This is a genomic window from Clostridium sp. DL-VIII (assembly GCF_000230835.1).
Classification (GTDB): Bacteria; Bacillota; Clostridia; order Clostridiales; family Clostridiaceae; genus Clostridium.
The window spans coordinates 1920664-1940201 of the sequence record NZ_CM001240.1; the positions used below are offsets into that span (position 1 = coordinate 1920664).

Annotated in this window: 18 protein-coding genes; 14 read left to right on the forward strand and 4 right to left on the reverse strand. The window is 30.5% G+C overall.

Going from position 1 to position 19538, the window contains the following annotated elements; genetic code table 11:
• Nucleotides 1–10 precede the first annotated feature (10 nt).
• Nucleotides 11–1633, reverse strand: a complete 1623-nt coding sequence (locus CDLVIII_RS08780) for a sensor histidine kinase (RefSeq protein WP_278245903.1) — start codon at nt 1631–1633, stop codon at nt 11–13.
• 348 nt (nt 1634–1981) lie between these two features.
• Between CDLVIII_RS08780 and CDLVIII_RS29765 the strand changes: the two genes are divergently transcribed.
• The 4 genes from CDLVIII_RS29765 (at nt 1982) to CDLVIII_RS08800 (ending at nt 6513) form a co-directional block, all read left to right on the forward strand.
• On the forward strand, nt 1982–2620 hold the full coding sequence (locus CDLVIII_RS29765) for a phage replisome organizer N-terminal domain-containing protein (RefSeq protein ID WP_009169096.1): 639 nt from the start codon (nt 1982–1984) through the stop codon (nt 2618–2620).
• A 210-nt stretch (nt 2621–2830) separates the two neighbouring features.
• Nucleotides 2831–4165, forward strand: coding sequence for a DUF512 domain-containing protein (locus tag CDLVIII_RS08790; RefSeq protein ID WP_009169097.1), 1335 nt, complete (start codon nt 2831–2833; stop codon nt 4163–4165).
• A 36-nt stretch (nt 4166–4201) separates the two neighbouring features.
• The gene (gene der / locus CDLVIII_RS08795; RefSeq protein ID WP_009169098.1) at nt 4202–5518 is read left to right on the forward strand and encodes a ribosome biogenesis GTPase Der; all 1317 of its coding nucleotides are present in this window, start codon (nt 4202–4204) and stop codon (nt 5516–5518) included.
• 2 nt (nt 5519–5520) lie between these two features.
• The gene (locus tag CDLVIII_RS08800) at nt 5521–6513 is read left to right on the forward strand and encodes an NAD(P)H-dependent glycerol-3-phosphate dehydrogenase (protein ID WP_009169099.1); all 993 of its coding nucleotides are present in this window, start codon (nt 5521–5523) and stop codon (nt 6511–6513) included.
• Nucleotides 6514–7109: 596 nt separating this feature from the next.
• On the opposite strand, the gene CDLVIII_RS08805 is transcribed toward CDLVIII_RS08800, so the two are convergent.
• A complete protein-coding gene (locus CDLVIII_RS08805; RefSeq protein WP_009169100.1) occupies nt 7110–7721 on the reverse strand; it encodes a flavodoxin family protein in 612 nt (203 codons plus the stop codon).
• Nucleotides 7722–7913: 192 nt separating this feature from the next.
• Here CDLVIII_RS08805 and CDLVIII_RS08810 point away from each other — a divergent pair, with 192 nt between their 5' ends.
• Complete coding sequence (locus CDLVIII_RS08810) at nt 7914–8459, forward strand: TetR/AcrR family transcriptional regulator (protein WP_009169101.1); 546 nt, start codon at nt 7914–7916, stop codon at nt 8457–8459.
• A gap of 210 nt (nt 8460–8669) precedes the next feature.
• Here CDLVIII_RS08810 and CDLVIII_RS08815 read toward each other — a convergent pair whose 3' ends face one another.
• A complete protein-coding gene (locus CDLVIII_RS08815) occupies nt 8670–9494 on the reverse strand; it encodes a helix-turn-helix domain-containing protein (protein ID WP_035301710.1) in 825 nt (274 codons plus the stop codon).
• A gap of 58 nt (nt 9495–9552) precedes the next feature.
• Here CDLVIII_RS08815 and CDLVIII_RS08820 point away from each other — a divergent pair, with 58 nt between their 5' ends.
• Nucleotides 9553–9960, forward strand: a complete 408-nt coding sequence (locus CDLVIII_RS08820; protein WP_050816246.1) for an amidohydrolase family protein — start codon at nt 9553–9555, stop codon at nt 9958–9960.
• A 251-nt stretch (nt 9961–10211) separates the two neighbouring features.
• Nucleotides 10212–10721, forward strand: a complete 510-nt coding sequence (locus CDLVIII_RS08825; protein ID WP_009169102.1) for a GNAT family N-acetyltransferase — start codon at nt 10212–10214, stop codon at nt 10719–10721.
• A gap of 108 nt (nt 10722–10829) precedes the next feature.
• On the opposite strand, the gene CDLVIII_RS08830 is transcribed toward CDLVIII_RS08825, so the two are convergent.
• Complete coding sequence (locus CDLVIII_RS08830) at nt 10830–12491, reverse strand: S-adenosylmethionine decarboxylase (protein WP_009169103.1); 1662 nt, start codon at nt 12489–12491, stop codon at nt 10830–10832.
• Between the two features lie 321 nt (nt 12492–12812).
• Here CDLVIII_RS08830 and CDLVIII_RS08835 point away from each other — a divergent pair, with 321 nt between their 5' ends.
• The 7 genes from CDLVIII_RS08835 to CDLVIII_RS08865 all read left to right on the forward strand — a co-directional run bounded on the left by CDLVIII_RS08835 (nt 12813) and on the right by CDLVIII_RS08865 (nt 19239).
• Nucleotides 12813–13151, forward strand: a complete 339-nt coding sequence (locus CDLVIII_RS08835; protein WP_009169104.1) for a carboxymuconolactone decarboxylase family protein — start codon at nt 12813–12815, stop codon at nt 13149–13151.
• A 118-nt stretch (nt 13152–13269) separates the two neighbouring features.
• Nucleotides 13270–13674 carry a nucleotidyltransferase domain-containing protein gene (locus CDLVIII_RS08840; RefSeq protein WP_009169105.1) on the forward strand — a complete coding sequence of 135 codons (405 nt, stop codon included), beginning with the start codon at nt 13270–13272 and terminating at the stop codon, nt 13672–13674.
• Nucleotides 13674–14120: a hypothetical protein gene (locus CDLVIII_RS08845; protein ID WP_009169106.1), complete on the forward strand. Its 447-nt coding sequence runs from the start codon at nt 13674–13676 to the stop codon at nt 14118–14120. The genes CDLVIII_RS08840 and CDLVIII_RS08845 overlap by 1 nt, the downstream gene beginning before the upstream one ends.
• A gap of 101 nt (nt 14121–14221) precedes the next feature.
• Entirely contained in the window at nt 14222–14641 is a 420-nt protein-coding gene (locus CDLVIII_RS08850) for a GNAT family N-acetyltransferase (protein ID WP_009169107.1), read from the forward strand.
• A gap of 370 nt (nt 14642–15011) precedes the next feature.
• Nucleotides 15012–16490, forward strand: a complete 1479-nt coding sequence (gene spoIVA, locus CDLVIII_RS08855; RefSeq protein WP_009169108.1) for a stage IV sporulation protein A — start codon at nt 15012–15014, stop codon at nt 16488–16490.
• 209 nt (nt 16491–16699) lie between these two features.
• Nucleotides 16700–17125: a hypothetical protein gene (locus CDLVIII_RS08860; RefSeq protein ID WP_009169109.1), complete on the forward strand. Its 426-nt coding sequence runs from the start codon at nt 16700–16702 to the stop codon at nt 17123–17125.
• A gap of 371 nt (nt 17126–17496) precedes the next feature.
• Nucleotides 17497–19239 (forward strand): methyl-accepting chemotaxis protein, encoded by a 1743-nt coding sequence (locus CDLVIII_RS08865; RefSeq protein ID WP_009169110.1) that lies wholly within the window; start codon nt 17497–17499, stop codon nt 19237–19239.
• Nucleotides 19240–19538 lie beyond the last annotated feature (299 nt).

A 19538-nucleotide genomic window follows, 5' to 3' on the forward strand; every position in this document is an offset into this window, starting at 1 on the left:
TCACCTTCTCTTATATTCTCTTTATATAAAATTCTATCCTAGTACCTTTTTCTAATCTTTTTATAATAAGCCCTTCTCCGTAAATAAGCTTAATCCTCAAATGTACGTTATATAGTCCTATTTTATTTTCAGGTACTGAATTAGTATAAACATTTTTAATTGCCTCTTCACTTATGCCTATGCCGCTGTCAATTATAGAGATCTTAACTTTTTCTCCTTCTTCTTTTACGATAATTTGTACTGTTCCGAGTCCTTTATCTTTTAAGATACCGTGAATTATGGCGTTTTCTACCAAAGGCTGTATTGTAAGACTTGGTATCTTAATATTAACATCATCTATATCATAAATTACATTTAATTTATTTCCAAATCTGGCCTTTTCTATTTCTATATAATCTTTTACCTGTTGTAATTCTTTTTTTATATCAATAAATTCGCTGTTTAATTCCAAATTATATCTTAAATAGCTAGCAAGGTTTATTATAAGTTCCCTTGCTTTATTTGGATCTATTCGTATAAAAGAAGTTATAGCATTTAGTGCGTTAAATAAAAAATGCGGATTTATCTGTCTTTGAAGAGCTTTAAGTTCTGCTTTATTAGCCATTTCTTTCATTTGTTCAACCTTTGATACCTCCATCAAAGTTGATATAATTTGAGAAAGTCCTACTGCAAGAGTTTGAAGAGAATAAGTTATCCTGTTAGAACTTGCATAGTATATTTTCAAAGCGCCTACAACTTCATTTTTGACCTTAAGTGGAATTACAATTGCTGATTTCAGCATTGAACTTTTATCCTGAAAACCATTGTTTTTGATGACTATCTTATCATTGCTTATGGCTTCTTTAGTTGCTTCAGTTATTATCTCGTGTTCAATGTTATAATATTCTTTTCCAATCCCAATATAAGCCAGGATATTTCTTGTATCAGTTATTGATACGGCATCGGCTTTAATATCATCACGTATAATGGTACAGATTTTATTCAGAGAATCACTGTTTACATTTCTAAAATAAGGAAGAGTTTTATTAGCTATATCAAGTGCTAGTTTTGCCTGCTTGGCGGCTATTTTTTCCTTATCATCTTCTATACTTTGAATTAATTGGACAATAAAGCCAACAGAAACCTGCCCAAGTATCATTGGAAAGGCTATTTTAGATACTATATCCAATCCTAAGGAAAGGGGCTTGCTTAATAAGAGTATAAGGAGCATTGTTATGGTTTCAGAAAATACTCCAGCTATTATTCCAGCTATCCATCTATAGTTTCTTTGAATTTTTCTATTAATATATCCGGCTATTATTCCGGCAGTTATACTGCTTATAAGACATGGTATTGAAGTTATTCCCCCTACATCCATCAGATATCGATGTACCCCCGATATTACTCCAGTTGTAATTCCGACTACTGGACCAAATATTATACCGCCAGATACTATGGCTATTGTTCTTACATTTACTAGAGAGCCTTCAACATTAACTCCAGTATAATTTGCCATTATAGCAAATAAAGAAAATACTGTGCATGCAACTATGTAGTCTTTTTTACTGTAATTTTCATTTCGGAATATTTCTCTAAAGCCTCTAAGCCTTGTTATGACAAATAAACACAGGAGGAGCAGTGCAACTCTATCCACAAATTGAGTTAATATATATTGGGCTAGAATGTTATATAGATAATTCAATTTGAATTCATCTCACTTTCTTGTTAAAGTAGGACAGCAGCAAGTGATTCTGCTGTTATTTGTATGCTTTTAATTATAACATTGCTTTATTAATAATCAAAAAAATAATGGAGATGTACATCGTTCAGTTAATCTATTAAATGTTATAACGGAATTAAAAATAAAGTATTTATAAAAATTTGTAGTAATTTGATGGAAAAAAATTTATAAAAAAGTTGTTATTTTATTACGTAAAGCATATATCCTTGTTAGTAAAATAAAATTAATATATTGATTAAAAAATAAAGGGGAATGATAAATATGAGAGAAAGAAAGTATGTAAAGTTCAAGGTTAGCATGTATGATGATACTAAATTCAAAATAATAGACATGAAACCAGAAAGAGATCTTATTCATTATGTTTGGACAAGAGTTGTGGTCTTGGCAGGGAAAGTTAATTTAGAAGGGGAGCTATACCTTTCTAAGAGTATTCCATATACAATAGAAACATTAGCTATTGAGTTTAATAGAGATGTAGACTCAGTAAGAACGGCTTTTGATGTATTGATGGAATTAGAAATGATTGAACTTTCTGAAGATAAGGTGTATAAAGTAATTAATTTTGCAAAGCACCAAAATATAAAGGTTAAAGAAAAAAGTAAATTATCAAATATAGAAGAAACTATAGAAAATAAAAGTAATGAAGAAAAAGAAGATTCTAGTCCAAAAGCACAAGAGAAAAGTGTTAAGAAACAAGATAATAGGGAATCGGAAGAAAAAATAACTCAAAAATGTTTGTCTCTAATTCGAGACCCTAAAAAAAGTAATGCAAGAAAGAAAAAAGATACTTTAATTGAAATGTCAGAAGAAAATGAAGAAGGGGAGGTATGCGGACCTATTGGGGGAGAATACAAATTAGGTAAAGGGGAACAGATCTTTCAAGAGTTTGTAATGAGTTAAAGTGAAAACCTAGAAAAATATATATTCAGAAGGATTTAAAGTATTTTAGTGAAAATTTCGTAAGTACTTATGAATAAAGATGTATGTGATTTCAGCAAGCTTTAACAAAAGTCTAAGAATAAAGCTTCATATATATATGAATTTATTGACTTAACAAAGGTATTAAGGTAATATAACTAGGATAAGTATGTTATAATTGGGAGTGAAATAATGAAAAATATTATAACAAAAGTACTACCTAATGGAATTGCAGAAGAAGTTGGAATTGAAGTGAATGATGTTTTATTATCAATAAACGATAATAAGATAGATGATGTTATAGATTATAAATTCTTATCTGCTGATGAGGAAATTGTTTTAGAAATAGAAAAACCTGATGGTGAAGTATGGGAAATTGAAATAGAAAAGGAATATGGAGAGGACTTAGGCATAGAATTTGGCGGAGGCATAATGGATAAGGCAAAATCATGCAGCAATAAATGCATCTTTTGTTTTATAGATCAGCTGCCAGATGGCATGAGGGAGACTCTGTATTTTAAGGACGATGATTCTAGATTATCTTTTTTACAAGGTAATTTTGTAACTTTAACTAATATGAAAGATGAAGATATTGATAGAATAATTAAATATCATATTAGTCCAATAAATATTTCTGTGCATACAACTAATCCGGAGCTAAGAGTTCAAATGTTAAATAACAGATTTGCAGGAAGCGTTTTTGACAGAATGAAAAGATTAGCAGAGGCAGGCATTTCTATGAATGCACAGATAGTTTGTGTTCCAGGAATAAACAATGGAGAGGAACTTAAAAGAACAATTGAGGATTTATATACCTTATATCCACAAGTTTCAGATGTTGCAGTAGTGCCAATAGGAATAACTAAGTTCAGGCAAGGACTTAAACATGTTAATACATATACAAAGGAAGCATCTATAAAAGAAATTGAAAGTATTAGTAAGCTTCAGGAGAGATATATTAAAGAAACTGGATCACCATTTGTTAGATTATCTGATGAATTTTATTTAGTTGCAGGCAAGGAAATTCCTGATGAGGAATTTTATGATGACTATCATCAGATAGAAGATGGTATAGGCATGGTGAGATGCTTTAGAGATGCTATAGACAGCACTTTAGACGAGCTAGATGTAAGCGTGAAAGGAAGTTTTTCTATTGTTACAGGAGAGCTTGCTTATAATGAGTTATTAGCTGCCAGCAAAAGGATAAAAGATAAAAATCCAAGCATACAGCTTGATGTTTATAAGGTAATAAATAACTATTTTGGTGAAACAATTACCATAGCAGGTCTTTTGACTGGAACTGATATAATAAATCAGTTAAAGGGAATAATAAATACTAAGTATTTATTGATGTCTAATAATATGTTTAGAAAAGGATATGAATTAGCAGACTCTGATGAACAAATTATGCTGGATGATATGAAAATTAAAGATATTGAATCGGCTTTGGATGTTAAAGTAATTGTAGTTGATTACACAGGAGAAGATTTGATTGAGAAACTAAATGAGGCATGTGAAAGAAAATAATACGAATATGCCTAAATATAAAGAGGAGGAATAATAATGGGTAAACCGATTGTTGCAATAGTTGGAAGACCGAATGTTGGAAAGTCAACGTTATTTAATAGACTGGCGGGGAAGAGAATTTCAATAGTACAAGATACGCCGGGGGTTACAAGAGATAGAGTGTATGCGGAAGCAGAATGGTTAAATTATAGTTTTACTATGATAGATACGGGTGGTATTGAACCGGAAAGAGACGATATTATAGTCAAGCAAATGAGAAGACAGGCAAATATTGCAATTGAGACAGCAGATGTGATTGTATTCATTGTTGATGGTAAAGAAGGTTTAACACCCGCAGATAATGAAGTTGCAGCTATGCTTAGAAAAAGTAAAAAGCCAGTTGTTTTAGTAGTTAATAAGGTTGATTCTTTAAAGGAAGAGGATAATGCCTGGGAATTCTATAATTTAGGTATAGGAGATCCAGTAACAATATCAGCATCACAAGGTTTAGGTCTTGGAGATATGCTTGATAAAGTAGTTGAAAACATTGATAAATCTGTATATGAAGAAGAAGAGGATGAATATATTAGAATTGCCATGATTGGTAAGCCTAATGTAGGAAAATCTTCATTAATTAATAAATTACTTGGTGAAGAAAGAGTAATAGTATCAGATGTACCAGGTACTACAAGAGATGCAATAGACAGCTACTTAGAAACAGAAAACGGAAAGTTTATTTTAATTGATACAGCGGGGCTTAGAAGAAAGAGTAAAGTTAAAGAAGAAATTGAAAGATACAGCGTAGTAAGAACCTATGCAGCAATTGAAAGAGCAGATGTCTGCATACTTATGATAGATGCAACTGAAGGTATTACAGAACAAGATGAAAAGATTATTGGTTATGCTCATGAAATGAGAAAAGCTATAATGGTTATAGTTAATAAGTGGGATCTTGTTGAAAAAGATGACAAAACTTTAGATAAATTTAAAAAAGACTTACAACAAAATTTGAAATTCTTAAGTTATGCTGAATATCTGTTTATTTCTGCATTAACAGGTCAAAGAGTAGGAAAAGTTCTTGATATAGCAAAATATTGCTACGACAATTATAATAAGAGAATTTCAACAGGAATATTAAATGATGTTATAAGTAAGGCAGTTCTTATGAAAGAGCCTCCAGTAGTTTCTCTTAAGAGAATGAAGATTTACTATGTAACTCAGGTTGCAACTAGACCACCAAAGTTTGTTTTCTTTGTAAATGATGAAAGTACAAGACAGTTTTCATATGAGAGATATCTAGAAAATCAATTAAGAAATAGTTTTGACTTTAAAGGAACTGGTATTCAAATTGAATATAGACAAAGAAAGGAATAATTATGAGTAAAATTACTTTTCTAGGAGGAGGCAGTTTTGGAACTGCCTTAGCTGCCTTGCTTGCAGAAAAAAATAATATTGTTAATATATATGATAGAGATCAAAATGTTGTTAACGAAATTAACCTTGAGAGAAAAAATGAAAAGTATATGAAAGACTTAATAATTCCAAACGGAGTTACTGCGTTTAATAACATTGATGACGCTATAAAGGATGCTGAATATATAGTGTTATCAGTTCCTTCTCATGTTATCAGAAGCATGTGTAAAGCAATAAAAGGTAAAGTATCTAATGATGTACCAATAATATCAATTGCTAAAGGAATTGAAGAAAGTAGCGATAAAAGACTATCAGTTGTAATTGAAGAAGAACTTGAGAATCCTATAGTAGTTTTATCAGGTCCAAGTCATGCTGAAGAAGTTGTTATGAAAATACCAACAACTATTGTGAGTACCTCTAAAGATATGAAATGTGCAATAGATGTTCAGGATTTATTCATGACTCCGTATTTTAGGGTTTACACTAATGATGACTTAATTGGAGTTGAGATTGGTGGCGCCGTAAAGAATATTATAGCACTGGCAGCAGGAGTTATTGATGGGCTTGGCTATGGTGATAATACTAAAGCAGCACTTCTTACAAGAGGTATGAAGGAAATTACTAGAATTGGAATAGCTCTTGGAGGTAGAATAGAAACTTTCTATGGACTTACTGGTATGGGAGATTTGATAGTTACCTGCACATCTATGCATTCAAGAAATAGGAGAGCAGGATTATTAATTGGTAAGGGCATGTCCGTTGATGAAGCTTTAAAAGAAGTCGGTATGGTTGTTGAAGGCGTAAAAGCATGCAGGGCTTTTTATGAACTAAAAGAAAAGATCGGCATATCAATGCCAATAACTGATGGACTTTATAAAGGTTTATTTGAAGGTAAAGATGCTAAAGTTATCGTCGATGAACTCATGAATAGGGATAAGAAAAGTGAATTATTTTAGGATGTAACTTTGAAATTAAAAGTGTGTGGCGGCTTACCGAAATTACATACATATTTGTTCCAGAAGACTTATGAAATTTTCGCTGGAAAGTTCTAAATAGAAGTTTGTGCCCGTTTCTGCATGTTCTTAAAGCAAGTTTATGACAAGCAGTAAATGGAACAAACATTAGAGGAAACTCGACTCACATTCGTTCGCTGAGTAAGCGATTTACACCAAATCATAGATTTGGGTTCTCTGCTTAAGAACTTTCGACAGCTTAATTTCAAATGCTTCTTGCATATTATGACCCTTGAGGTTACAAATATGTATGCAATTTCATGTGTAAGCAGCACACAAAAATTTAATTTATATAAATAATTATTGAATATAGTGCATATAAGGTAAATTCTTAAAGAGGATATGTGTATAGAAATTTAAAAATAATAAGGTAATATAATTGTATATTTGGTTTGTTATTTTTTGTGTATATTGAGTGAGTGGAGAAGCATGGGTGGAAATGTTGCTCCATTTTTTTTTGTATATAAAGCTATGCACATTCTTAAATAGCTATTTTTTTCTGCTTGATTTTTAGAAATAATAATAAAAGATTTAGCAGTTTATTGTACTGAGGCTTCTTTTTCAGGTAAAGTCACGCCTGAAGCTTTTCCGGCTTCAATGGATTTTAACATCCATGCCATATTATTACCTAGAGTACGCATTGTCTGCATGCCTTCTAAATCCTGAGTTACTTCTTCGGGAGTATTTCCACGTACCATATTCCAATATTGAGATGATACGATAGGCATATTGCTTATTGTAAAATATTTGTTGATTTGATCAAATGTAGCAGTATTACCACCACGACGAGAACTTGAAATTGCTGCAGCAGGCTTATAAGATAAAATGTCATTTGAAAAATTGGTAGAGAATACTCTGTCCATAAATGATGTTAACATACCCGAAGCAGAAGCAAAATGTACAGGAGAGCCAAAAATAAAACCATCTGCCTCAGCTGCCTTTTCTAAAAATTCATTTACTTGGTCATTCATAAAGCATCTACCTGTTTTGATGCAAGAATAACAACCCACACATCCAGAAATTGCTTTTGTTCCTAAGTGAAAAATTTCTGTTTCTATGCCATTTTTTTTAAGTGCTTGAGATACCTCAGACAAAGCGGTATAGGTGCATCCATTTTTTTTAGGACTTCCATTAATTAATAATACTTTCATATAAAATCCTCCTTGAAATTAATAAACGGTAATTCATTAATTAACATTGATTTATTAATGAACAACAGTATAAAATTAATTATAAATAAAAACAGAATGCTTTCAATTGTTAGATATTCTTGATTTGTTTAGTAATGAACAGATTAATTGAAATTGTATATTATTTTTAAAGAAAGTTTGGTGAATCTCACTATGTCAAAAGTTGATAGAAGAATACCAAAATCTCAAGAAGCAATTAAAAAAGCTATTATTGAGTTGATGTCTGAAAAGAGTTTTGACGACATTACAATACAGGATATTTCAAATAGGGCTGATGTCAGCAGAGGAACTATCTATCTTCATTACACTGATAAATTTGATTTGTTAGATAAACTTATAGCATCACATATAAACGAATTACATAAAATGTGTAAATCTGTTACGGAATTAAATTATAGGAGTTTATTACTTATTTGGTGTAAATATTTTGAGAATAACTATTTATTCTTTTCGACGATGTTAGCAAGTAAAGGTGCCCCTTATTTTAGAAATCGCTTCATTGATTTAGTTACTTATAAATTAGAGGATGAAGTAAATGTTACAGAAGGAGTAAATTCGGGATTAAGGAAAGATGCTGTCAAGCAATTTTTGGGGCAGGCCATAGTAGGACTGATAGAATGGTGGTTTATAAATGGAATGCCTTTTTCTCCTGATATCTTAGCAGAACATTTAGGGGCATTAATAGAGAGAAATTTGTAAACTTGGCAATGATGTATAGTGTTGGTGTCGCTATGTATTATTAGAACAAAAGTAGATAGGTAAATTTTATATTTTTTGCTCGTTGCTTTCGTTAGGAACTTAGTCTGTTTTGGAGCTATTGGATTTTAACAAGATATGTTGGTAAGAAAAAGTGCCAACATTTGCTGAAAGGAGCACTTTTTCCTTGGTTTGTATCTACAATAATTATAATTAGGGTGTTTCCGCCTTTATCTCTAATAGTTTAATAGATAAAAAAATTTTGCATATTTCGTCACCGTGTTCTAAGCTTATACCAGTCATATCTTTTATTTTGTTGATACGGTAGAATAAAGTATTTCGATGAATATTTAATATTTTTGCAGCTTCTCCTGGAGATGAAGAATAAAAGATATACTGTTTCAATGTTTCTAGAAAATTTGTTCCATTATTTTTGTCATAAACCGCAAGCATTGAGACAGCTGGATGGCAAAAATCCAGCTGATCATATTTGCTTGAGATTAATTCATATATAATATACAAGGTACAATCCTCGAATAAGGAGCAATGCATGTTTCTTTTTAGTCCTATCTCCATAGCTTTAACAGCATTCAAATAGTGTTTTTTTGAATCGTTCAAAAGAGTATACTTCTGGCTGATTCCAGCATATAGATTATTTTTGCTCAAGAAGTCATTAAATTCGCTATTGGTGGAGTTAAAAAGTTTATCAAATAGCAATTGATCAAGGAAAGCTATAATTCCAGGAGCATAAATAATACACTGTCCAACAGGAATGTACGATTTCAAAATTCTAAAAATGGAAGGAATCTTACTGTCGAAAGCTTCTTGTCTGTTACTTCCGATAACCATAATGTAAAGATGTTCTGTCCTAGCCCATTTTAAATAGTGTTGTCTATTTTTTATAATAGACTCATCAATCCGCTTTCCTTCTATAAGGTCAGCTAATAAGTAATTGGGGAGATTATTGTTATCTAAATTTAAAAGAATGTTCTTTTGTAATTGAGCACATATAAGTGGGCTAACCTTGTCTATTAGCATGAAATCAATATCTTGAAAGGGGATGCTGTTTTCGTAAACAACAAATTTCCCAATCTCTATGGTAACAATGAAAGGAATTGTTGAGTCAATTAAAAAGTTTAATCCTAACGCGCCATTGAATTATGACTATGTTAAGGAATCAGTTGCAAGACTTTATAAAGCTGGTGTGACAATTATAGCTGGAAGTGATTCTAATACTGACGACCCAACAACTCCATATTCTGCACCGTATGGAGTTTCACTTATTAATGAACTTGGACTAATGGTTGATGCTGGTTTTACTCCGATTCAAGCATTACAAAGTGCAACAAGTATTCCAGCAAAGTATTTTGGTATGAATGATAGAGGAATTATTAAGAATGGATATAGAGCAGATCTTCTTTTGATAGAAGGTGATCCGACTGTAAATATTAATGACATAAAAAATATCAAACAAGTTTGGATTGGTGGAGAGAAGATTAGTTAATTTATTACTGCTATAGTGAAATGTATCATTTAAATTTATCATATACTTTTTATAATTGTAATATTTAGGGTTAATATGCATGTATATTATATAATGTATAAAGTATTATAAGGTACTAAGTAGTAGCTAATAAAGTAGATTATTAAGGTTACAATTTGTTGGATGAGCTTAAAGTAATGTGCAGATGGTATTTTAAGAAAGATTATTACATTTTAATTTAATAATGGTATTACTAAATTAAGGAGGTCATTATGGACTCTGATGAAGATATAGAAATACTTGTTTTAACAAAGAAGTATTTAAATAAAAGTATTAAATTAGTTGAAACAGTTTTTACAGATGAAGAGGAATCCATGAGAAAAGAGATAGAGGCTAGCATTGATGAGAAAAAATTTCAAAAGTACGTAACTAAAATTGATAGGCATGTAATGAGTATTGAATATTTTACTGCGATAAATTCTAAAAAGAAGGTTATAGGATTTATCGGAATGTATACACTTATAGAAAATTATGAGAATACTATATGGCTAGGTTGGTACTGTGTTCATGCAAAATATAGAGGAAGAGGTGTAGGAAAGTTACTTTTAGATTTTATTATAGATAAAGCTAGGGAACGAGGAAAAAAGTATATTTGTCTTTATACTTCAACCGACAGCAATGAAGCTAAGGCACAGGAGATTTATGAAAAAAATGGATTCTATATAACAGAGAGAGTCAAGAAAAATGGATATGAAATTTTATACAGAAGAAAGACGTTATAGCTGCTAAAAATAAGCGTCTGAAAAATTAATTTTTTATACACTATATTGATTAATATGATAAGTAGAAAATCAATATAGTGTGTTATTTTTCTTTTGTGATAGTTTCACTTATTTGACTTTGATAAGTCTATTTATGAGGTCTCCATCGCAGTGGTTATTTTCACCTATAATAAATTTATCTAAATAATAGCTTAAGTATTTACCATAATTATTGTTAGTACTAACAAGTAGTTCATCAACGTAATAAATTCCTCGAGGAATATCATCTAGCAACATTACTGCTAAAGCACCATAAATTCCAGCAGCAACTTGAAGATATGTGGCATTAGTTTTATATTTATCATATGTTTCTTTATTATTTAGCTTATTGTACATATAGGCTTCACTATCTTCAAAAACAAGAAGTATTCCAACCAAATCATCACCTTTTAAAGGAGCGACTTCAGGATCTAAAACTTTCATTGGCTTATTCCACAAGACATCGATATTGTTTAAATTTGACTTAATTAAGTTTGTGGTATGATCATTTATTTTGTATATAAATCCAGTTTCCATATCAAACATTTTTCCAAGTGTAACAGCTTCCTCATGAGGCATAAGGCAGCCGTAAAATTGGTTTTGCCCTAAGGTAACTTTAAATTCAAGGTCATATACCTTGTTATAAAGAAATAGCGGCTGATGTTTTTTTATGAATGTTGGGTAGCTATAAATGGCTTCATCTAGGAAACCTTCGGGATACCAGGTGGTGTAAATGGTATTTTTATCTGCTAATTTTTCATCTTCAAAAAAGGAGGTGTCATTTTCTACTATATAACAAGCCTTAGGATGCTTATTGGGATATTTTTTCATTAAATAAATGGCCATCCATTGTACAACTCCAGGATTCATGCCAGAACAAATTATGGCAGAAGTATTTTTAAACTTATCCCTATTGCTTTCAAAAAGTCTATATCTTTCTTGTAATGAAAATCCTGCAAAAGATTCATTTTTATCAACACTTACACTTTCAAATGCGGAGTTTATATATACTATTCCTAAGGAGTTGCAGCATTTTAATACGTCAACGGTATCGCCAAAGGACATATCTAATACTATAGAGGTATTGGTTTCTTTTAAATGGGCTTTTAATTTCTTATGATTATTCACATCGAATTGATGCAGAGATATTTTATCCTTCAAATTAGGAAAACTTTTTTCATAATATTGTACATCTTTTTGCTTTAAATCAATTAGATGTAGCTTTGACGATTTAATAAAGGTATTAATAGGATCATTTTCATCGTTCGTTGTTTTATTTAATATAGATAAAACGGATTTAGCGACACCGCCGCCGCTACCTAAAATAGATATTATGGGGCGTTTATTCCGTGAATCTTTCGTGTAATTACTTTGAGGGATAAACTGCGGTAGTGAGTAGTTAATAGTATCAGATATTAGTTCGTTTATCTGACATTTATCTGACTTTAGGGCTTTGCTTAAATACTTAAAAGCGCGGTAAGAATCAATTTCGATTGATATTGCAAATAAATCAACGGTAGCATACTTTTTGTTAGCATTAGTATTAAGTGTTAGCTGGCATTCGTTTAATAGGATGACAAGAGTTATTCCATGGGGATTATATAGAAAAAATGAATTATTAATTTCACCAAGATTAAGCTCTTTAATACATTCACGAATATATACAGTTATTTTTTCACTATTACTTAATATAGAAGAATCACAGTTGAAAAGCTTAGCCAGCATGTGGCGATGTGAAGGGGGATATTCCATAAGATTTCTCCTTTTATATTAAATTATAATATTATTAGTATGATAACCAAAGTGGAAACGATACATCTTTAATCCTTTTACACTATTGTCTATTAAGATCTACATAAATATCGATAAGTTTTATGTTTAAATATATATTTTAAGCGTTGGCTATCTGGAAAGCAATATTATAATAAGCGGTATGATACGCACTGGAGTAGATGAATTAATAAAAAGAGTTCTTTAAAAATTGAATAATATGATGCTTACAATTTATGCTATAATTGATTTTGAATGGTAATATCAGACCGGGTAAATATTAATAATGTAGGAGGAATAACTATGAACATTGAAGAAATGAAAGATTACCGAAAAAAGTATAATTCAAAACTTATTGAAGCTGATAATTTCTTTAAAGAATTTGGGGCATTGGATGATAATACATATTCTGCTGGTGCAATAGATAAAAAGCATAAAGAACTTATGGGACTAGCTATTTCAGTAGTTAGCCGTTGTAATGAATGCATTTGTTATCATATAGAAGGCTGTTTGAATGCTAATGCGAATATAGATGAGATTATGGAAGCGGTAAAGATAGGAGTTATTGGTGGTGGTTCTATAACTTACCCTAATGCAAGATTCGCTATGCAAGTATTAGAAGAATTTACAGCGAAGGAATAAGATTATTTTCATTTTAATAAGAAGAAAATTTTTATATGGAAATTGACTTAACAATAGTATAATAGGATAAAGGAAATTAAGTATAAGGTATGAAAAATGATTCTTATTGGAGGCTTATATGGTTTTGAGAGGATTTGATTTTGAGGATAAAGATAATATAATTGCATTAGCTCTTTTTGGAAGCTATAATACGAAAAGTTGGATAGAAAATAAGAGCGATATAGATATATTGGTGTTGCTTAATGAGAGAAGAGGAGTTTCTTTTGAATTTCATGTAGAAGATAAACTAATTCCTTTATTACAAGAGTTCTATAAATATGATAATATTCAATTAACATTTTTGTATATAAACGAGTTCGATTCAATTTTTGCAAGATGCTATATAGACAGTAAGGATAAAGTTATTTTTGACATTGATAAAGAAATTGATTTTAGATTATATGTAAATAAATATTTGAGGAATAATGAATGGCTGGATACGCTTTTAAAAGAAGATACAGAGCTTATTAGGAGGGGATATTAATGGCTCCATATTATAAGTATAAAAAGGAAAGATTAGAGAAGAAATTCTATGTTGCAAAAGATACACTTTCACTTTTGAGAGGTGCAATGAAAGAGTTTAATAACACTAATTCTATATATTTGAGAAGATCAATACTAGGATATTTTCAAGACTTCACTGAGTATATAATTGATATGGCAGAGACGTATTTGGTAATGACAGACAATTATGTAGATGGATGCTCAGCAATGGAATTGATAAAAAGGGCGAGGATTCATGATTTTTTTGATGATACGTTGAGTGAATTTTTGTTAAAAATAGCAAGACTCAGAAATAGATATACTCACGATTATTATAAAAGAGATGGAGTTGAGGAAGAAATATTTAAATGTTGTTTTTCTGAAATAATGTATATGGAGATATTTTTAGAAGTAAGTGATACAGAAATTCATCTAGAAAGCAAGTAAAAGAATTTATGTTATTCATAATGAAAATTAATATTTTCCAACAGAAGTTAAATCTATAGAAATATTGATGATATGGACTACGAAAGGGATAGTTTAAGATTATGATTATTGAAAAGCTAAAGATAGAGGAACTCTCACAGGTATTGGAACTGCATAAAGATATTATTCCCTTTACAATATCATTTGATAAAGCCTTTGAAATGTATAATGAAATGTTGTTAGATGATAATTATTTTGTTGCAGTTGCTAAAGAAAAGGAAGAAGTTATTGGTTCCGCAATTGGAATATGCTGCAAGACTTTAACTGTACCGTTTCTAATAATAGAAGATGTAGTGGTTAAGGAAGGCTTGAGGGGAAAAGGTATAGGGAAAAAGATTATGGAATCACTTGACAGTTTTGCTGAAAGAAAAAAATGTGCTTATGCAATTCTTGTATCATCTGATTTTAGAAAGAAAGCACATAAATTTTATGAAAATCATGGTTTTACAGATGGTGTAAGAGGATTTAGAAAAGTATATTAGTAAAATAACAAATTACACGTTGCGTATAATAAGATTCTTTTTATTAAATAACATTTTTGAATATCAGAGTTGCTCAAAATGATAAATGAGTAATCCTGATATTTTTTTATTCTTTAGGAATTTATAATAAAGTTAATTCTGTGTATAACTTATTGAAAAGGCCGATTAAGTAGGTTTTGTGTGTCAAAAAGAATAAAAAATAAATCTTATTCGCCTGCCAGATTTTTCTCACATGCGTTCGGAAAGGCAGATGCGTAAAAAAATCTCCGGCTCCACAGTCGCCTGCGATTTTTTTATTTAACATTAACTGTATATTTTATAACTTGAATGAATATATATATATTGGAAAAAGAATATAGGAGGGAATTTTGTGGATAATTTTAACATATACAAGGATATAGCTGATAGAACCCAAGGGGACATATATGTAGGAGTTGTAGGTCCAGTTAGAACAGGAAAATCTACATTCATAAAAAAGTTCATGGACCTTATGGTAATACCTAAAATTGATAATACTTATAAAAAAGAGAGAGCGAAAGATGAATTACCACAAAGCGGATCAGGAAAGAACATTCATACAACAGAACCTAAATTTGTTCCAAATGAAGCTGTTGAAATAAACTTAGGAGATGAAATTAAGTTCAAAGTTAGAATGGTTGACTGCGTAGGATATATAGTAAAAGGGGCATTAGGATACATGGATGGAGAACAGAGTAAAATGGTTCACACACCATGGTACGATTATGAAATTCCTTTTGAAGATGCTGCAGAAATTGGGACAAGAAAGGTAATTAAAGATCATTCAACAATAGGTCTTGTGATTACAACAGATGGCAGTATAACAGGAATAGATAGAGATGATTATATAGATGCAGAAGAGAGAGTAATATATGAATTACAATCTTTAAACAAACCATTTATTGTAGTCCTAAATACAAACAGACCTAACTCGTCAGAAGCTAAGACATTAAAAAAGGAATTAGAGGATAAATATAATGTTACAGTACAAGTTATGGATGTCCAAAATATGCAGGAGGGAGATGTTCAAGACGTATTTAAACATGTACTTACAGAATTCCCTGTAAAAGAAATTAATATTGATATGCCTGAATGGTTAGAAAAGTTAGAGGGCAGCCATTGGCTTAAAAAGGATTTTTTCAACATAATTATGAACATGAGTCAAGATGTTTGTAAAGTTAGAGATATAAAGTATTGTTTGAATAATTTTGAAAATGACGATTATATGGGGAAAGCTACAATAAAAGAGGTTGATTTAGGACGTGGAATTGCCAATGTACTTATGAAACCTAAAGATGATGTTTTTTATAAAGTACTTAGTGAAATATGTGATTTAGATGTTAACTCAGAAAGTGACCTGCTTGGAATAATAAAAGATTTAACTCATGCAAAATGTGAATATGATAAAGTCAAGGATGCTTTAGATGATGTAAGGGAAACTGGATATGGATTAGTTGCACCACAGCTTGCAGAAATGAAATTTGAAGAACCGGAAATAGTTAAACAAGGAAATAAGTATGGAGTAAAGTTAAAAGCTAGTGCTCCAAGTTTGCATTTTATAAAATGTGATATAAAAACAGAAATAAGTCCATTAATGGGATCTGAAAAGGAGTCAGAGGAATTAGTAAAAGGGCTTCTTGAACAATTTGAAACAGACCCAACTCTACTTTGGCAGAGTAATATGTTTGGAAAATCCTTAGAAGTGTTAGTAAAAGAGGGATTACAAAACAAGCTTTATAAGATGCCGGAAGATGTCCAAGTAAAGATTCAAAAGACTTTACAAAAGATAATTAATGAAGGAAATGGCGGATTGATTTGTATAATACTTTAGAAGGATGTATATAAAAATTTCATATTTTCATAAAGTGTTGATTTCTAAGGGACAGTTAAATAGAAATATAATGGATGATTAATTACTACATATTTCTTTATATAAGATAGTATAAATCAACACTTTTTTTACCATGTTTTATATTAATAAGTGGAAAAATACATACCATTAGGATATAATAAAGAAAAGGATATAAATGAGGGGTATCTATGAAAAGAGAGTATAAGGCTTATAAGAAAGTTGGAAAAATAAAAGTCTCTATAAGTGAGCTCTTGGAGCTTGATTTATCTAGAATTGTTTATGCCTCTCCGGGTGTTATAAACCACATAAAAAAAAGACATGGTAAGCAATTCACCAAAAAAATGAAAGATAATATAATAGATATTATAGAAAAAATCATAAAAGATCCTGAATATGCTGGATTGGATTATAGAAGAGGAGTCTGTGGCTCTCTTGAATTAATAAGAAAGGTCGATAATATCATTATACTTTTAGGGTTGGAGATTGATTTGGAAGATGAATATATATACGTAGCAACAATGTATCCCATAACCTTGTCAAAGTTAAATTCAAGAATATACAGAGGTAGATTAATTAAAGTTGAAAAAACTGAATTAGAAGAGAAGATACTATGATATTCTTTTAAGTTAAGTTTATTTTTTGAGGTGAGAAAAGGCTCCTCATGCGCTATTTTTAGTAACCAGAGATGCAGGATACGCCGACCTGCCAAAAAATAATAATATCAATGGAGATTACTTACAACATTTTAATAAATGTTTGTGGGCGATCTTTTTTTTATGAACTGCCTGTGAAGGTAAAGCCTTCATAAAATGTGATTAAAATAGTTCTATTTTAATTTTGAATTATAGCGTATGAGGCGGCTACAACCGATCTTTATTTTTATTAAGATCGGTCTTTTTATAAATAACTATATTATGATAAGGGCAAGCTCTGGCAAATAAGCTATATTAATTGTCAACTTGTTAGAATAGAAGGAGAGGGTAAAATGTTCAAGTTAATTAACAAATTAAAAATAAGAAGTAAGCTCATAGTGGTGATTTGCTGTTTTATGTTAGGGTTTATTATTTTTGGATTGTGCTCATTATATTCCCTATCTAAGGTCAAAGTAAATGGGGAAATGTACAATGAAATAGTTCAAGGGAAGGACTTGGTGGCTGATATTTTACCGCCTCCAGAATACATAATAGAATCGGATTTGCTGGCATATCAACTATTGAATGAAACTGATAACAGTAAAATAGAAGAGATAATTAAAAGAAGTGAGGAATTAGAAGCGGATTATAATGAAAGGCATGAATATTGGGATAAAACCCTGCCAAAAGGGGACATGAGGCAGTATATGATAGAAGATTCATACAAGTATGCTGTTCAGTTTTTTAAAATAAGAGATGATGAATTATTTTCAGCAGTTAGACAGGGAGATAAAGAAAAGGCAGAAAGTATAGTTAATGGACCACTTTTAGAAGCTTATAATAATCATAGGCAATACATAGACAAGGTTGTTACATTGGCAAATGAAAATAATGCATCAGTAGAAGGGCAGGCATCAGTCTTTATAAATAAAACGATAATAATATTAATTGTGGTAGCTTGTTTGGTTGCTCTTGTTGTAATTGTAATTTCAACTATTATTAACAAAACTATAACCAACCCGCTATCTTTAGCGATAAAAAATTTAGAGTTAATTGCTAAAGGAGACTTTTCAAAAGATTTACTGCAGGAGATGACAGGGAGAAAAGATGAAATAGGAGATATAATGAGTGCAATAACTATAATGAGAAGTTCACTCAGAAAATTGTTTGAAGAAATAACTACAGGAAGCGATAATGTAAAAGAAACTGTGTGCAATATTGTCGAGAATATTAATGAACTTGATACTAATATTGAAGAAGTGGCATCTGTCACCGAAGAGTTGTCAGCAAGTATGGAAGAAAATCTCGCAGCAACTGAAGAAATGTCTGTCTCAGCAAAAGGAATAGAAAGTTTTATTTGTAATATAACTAAAGAATCTAAAAAAGGGGCTGGTGAAGCTAAAATAATAAGCGACAGAGCTAAAAATATAAAAAATAATTTTGATGAATCTGAAAAGAAAGTACAAGAAATTATTAAAGAAATTATAGGAGAGGTTCAGAAATCAATTGAAGGTTCAAAAGTAATAGAAAGAATTGAGATATTATCAGATACAATAATGGAAATATCAGCACAAACTAACTTGTTAGCATTAAATGCTTCTATAGAAGCATCTAGAGCAGGGGATGCTGGAAAAGGATTTGCAGTTGTAGCAGAAGAAATAGGGAAATTGGCTGAAGAATCTAAGACTACTGTATCTGAAATTAAAAAAGTAACTGCTTTAATAACAAATTCAGTAACAAATCTATCTTCAAGTTCTAATGATTTAATTGATTTTGTAGAAAATGAAGTAGTAAAAGAATATGATACAATGCTTGAAGTGGCTGACCAATATAGCAAGGATGCGGTTTTTATTGATTTGCTAGTACTAAAATTTAGTTCGGCTACAGAAGAGTTATCAGTTTCTTTACGTGAAATGATGGAATCTATAAATAGTGTGGCAAAAGCTTCAACCGATGGAACTCAGGGAGCAGTAAATGCGGCTCAAAAAGTGAATTATATAACTATGCAATCTGACAATGTGCGAATGAAATGTAGTGGCTTGGAGGAAAATGTGCAAAGACAAAAGCAACAAATAAGTAAATTTAAGGTTTCGTAGATGATCTATACATATTTAAGAGATATAAAATAGTTTGAATATATTTATGTATTTATAAGCAGTCTAATTCCAGTTTCAATTAGGCTGTTTATTTTTTGCAAGAAGTTGTAAAATTTTTTAGCTTTGAAAGCTTATAAAATCATGATGTAGAGAGGTTTTAATTTACAAGTCACAATGTACAATTTTCAATTGATGAAGAAAAAATTACAGTGTTAAAAAAATAAAATGTTAACAATATGTGAACAAATTATTGACACAGAAGAATAAATTAATTATGATTGATTTAAATTGAATTGGCA

Excerpts from the sequence above, each read along its gene's own strand:
- CDLVIII_RS29765 (WP_009169096.1), top strand. The coding sequence starts at position 1,982 with ATGAGAGAAAGAAAGTATGTAAAGTTCAAGGTTAGCATGTATGATGAT.
- CDLVIII_RS08790 (WP_009169097.1), top strand. The coding sequence starts at position 2,831 with ATGAAAAATATTATAACAAAAGTACTACCTAATGGAATTGCAGAAGAA.
- der (WP_009169098.1), top strand. The coding sequence starts at position 4,202 with ATGGGTAAACCGATTGTTGCAATAGTTGGAAGACCGAATGTTGGAAAG.
- CDLVIII_RS08800 (WP_009169099.1), top strand. The coding sequence starts at position 5,521 with ATGAGTAAAATTACTTTTCTAGGAGGAGGCAGTTTTGGAACTGCCTTA.
- CDLVIII_RS08805 (WP_009169100.1), bottom strand. The coding sequence starts at position 7,721 with ATGAAAGTATTATTAATTAATGGAAGTCCTAAAAAAAATGGATGCACC.
- CDLVIII_RS08810 (WP_009169101.1), top strand. The coding sequence starts at position 7,914 with ATGTCAAAAGTTGATAGAAGAATACCAAAATCTCAAGAAGCAATTAAA.
- CDLVIII_RS08815 (WP_035301710.1), bottom strand. The coding sequence starts at position 9,494 with ATGCTAATAGACAAGGTTAGCCCACTTATATGTGCTCAATTACAAAAG.
- CDLVIII_RS08820 (WP_050816246.1), top strand. The coding sequence starts at position 9,553 with ATGGTAACAATGAAAGGAATTGTTGAGTCAATTAAAAAGTTTAATCCT.
- CDLVIII_RS08825 (WP_009169102.1), top strand. The coding sequence starts at position 10,212 with ATGGACTCTGATGAAGATATAGAAATACTTGTTTTAACAAAGAAGTAT.
- CDLVIII_RS08830 (WP_009169103.1), bottom strand. The coding sequence starts at position 12,491 with ATGGAATATCCCCCTTCACATCGCCACATGCTGGCTAAGCTTTTCAAC.
- CDLVIII_RS08835 (WP_009169104.1), top strand. The coding sequence starts at position 12,813 with ATGAACATTGAAGAAATGAAAGATTACCGAAAAAAGTATAATTCAAAA.
- CDLVIII_RS08840 (WP_009169105.1), top strand. The coding sequence starts at position 13,270 with ATGGTTTTGAGAGGATTTGATTTTGAGGATAAAGATAATATAATTGCA.
- CDLVIII_RS08845 (WP_009169106.1), top strand. The coding sequence starts at position 13,674 with ATGGCTCCATATTATAAGTATAAAAAGGAAAGATTAGAGAAGAAATTC.
- CDLVIII_RS08850 (WP_009169107.1), top strand. The coding sequence starts at position 14,222 with ATGATTATTGAAAAGCTAAAGATAGAGGAACTCTCACAGGTATTGGAA.
- CDLVIII_RS08860 (WP_009169109.1), top strand. The coding sequence starts at position 16,700 with ATGAAAAGAGAGTATAAGGCTTATAAGAAAGTTGGAAAAATAAAAGTC.
- CDLVIII_RS08865 (WP_009169110.1), top strand. The coding sequence starts at position 17,497 with ATGTTCAAGTTAATTAACAAATTAAAAATAAGAAGTAAGCTCATAGTG.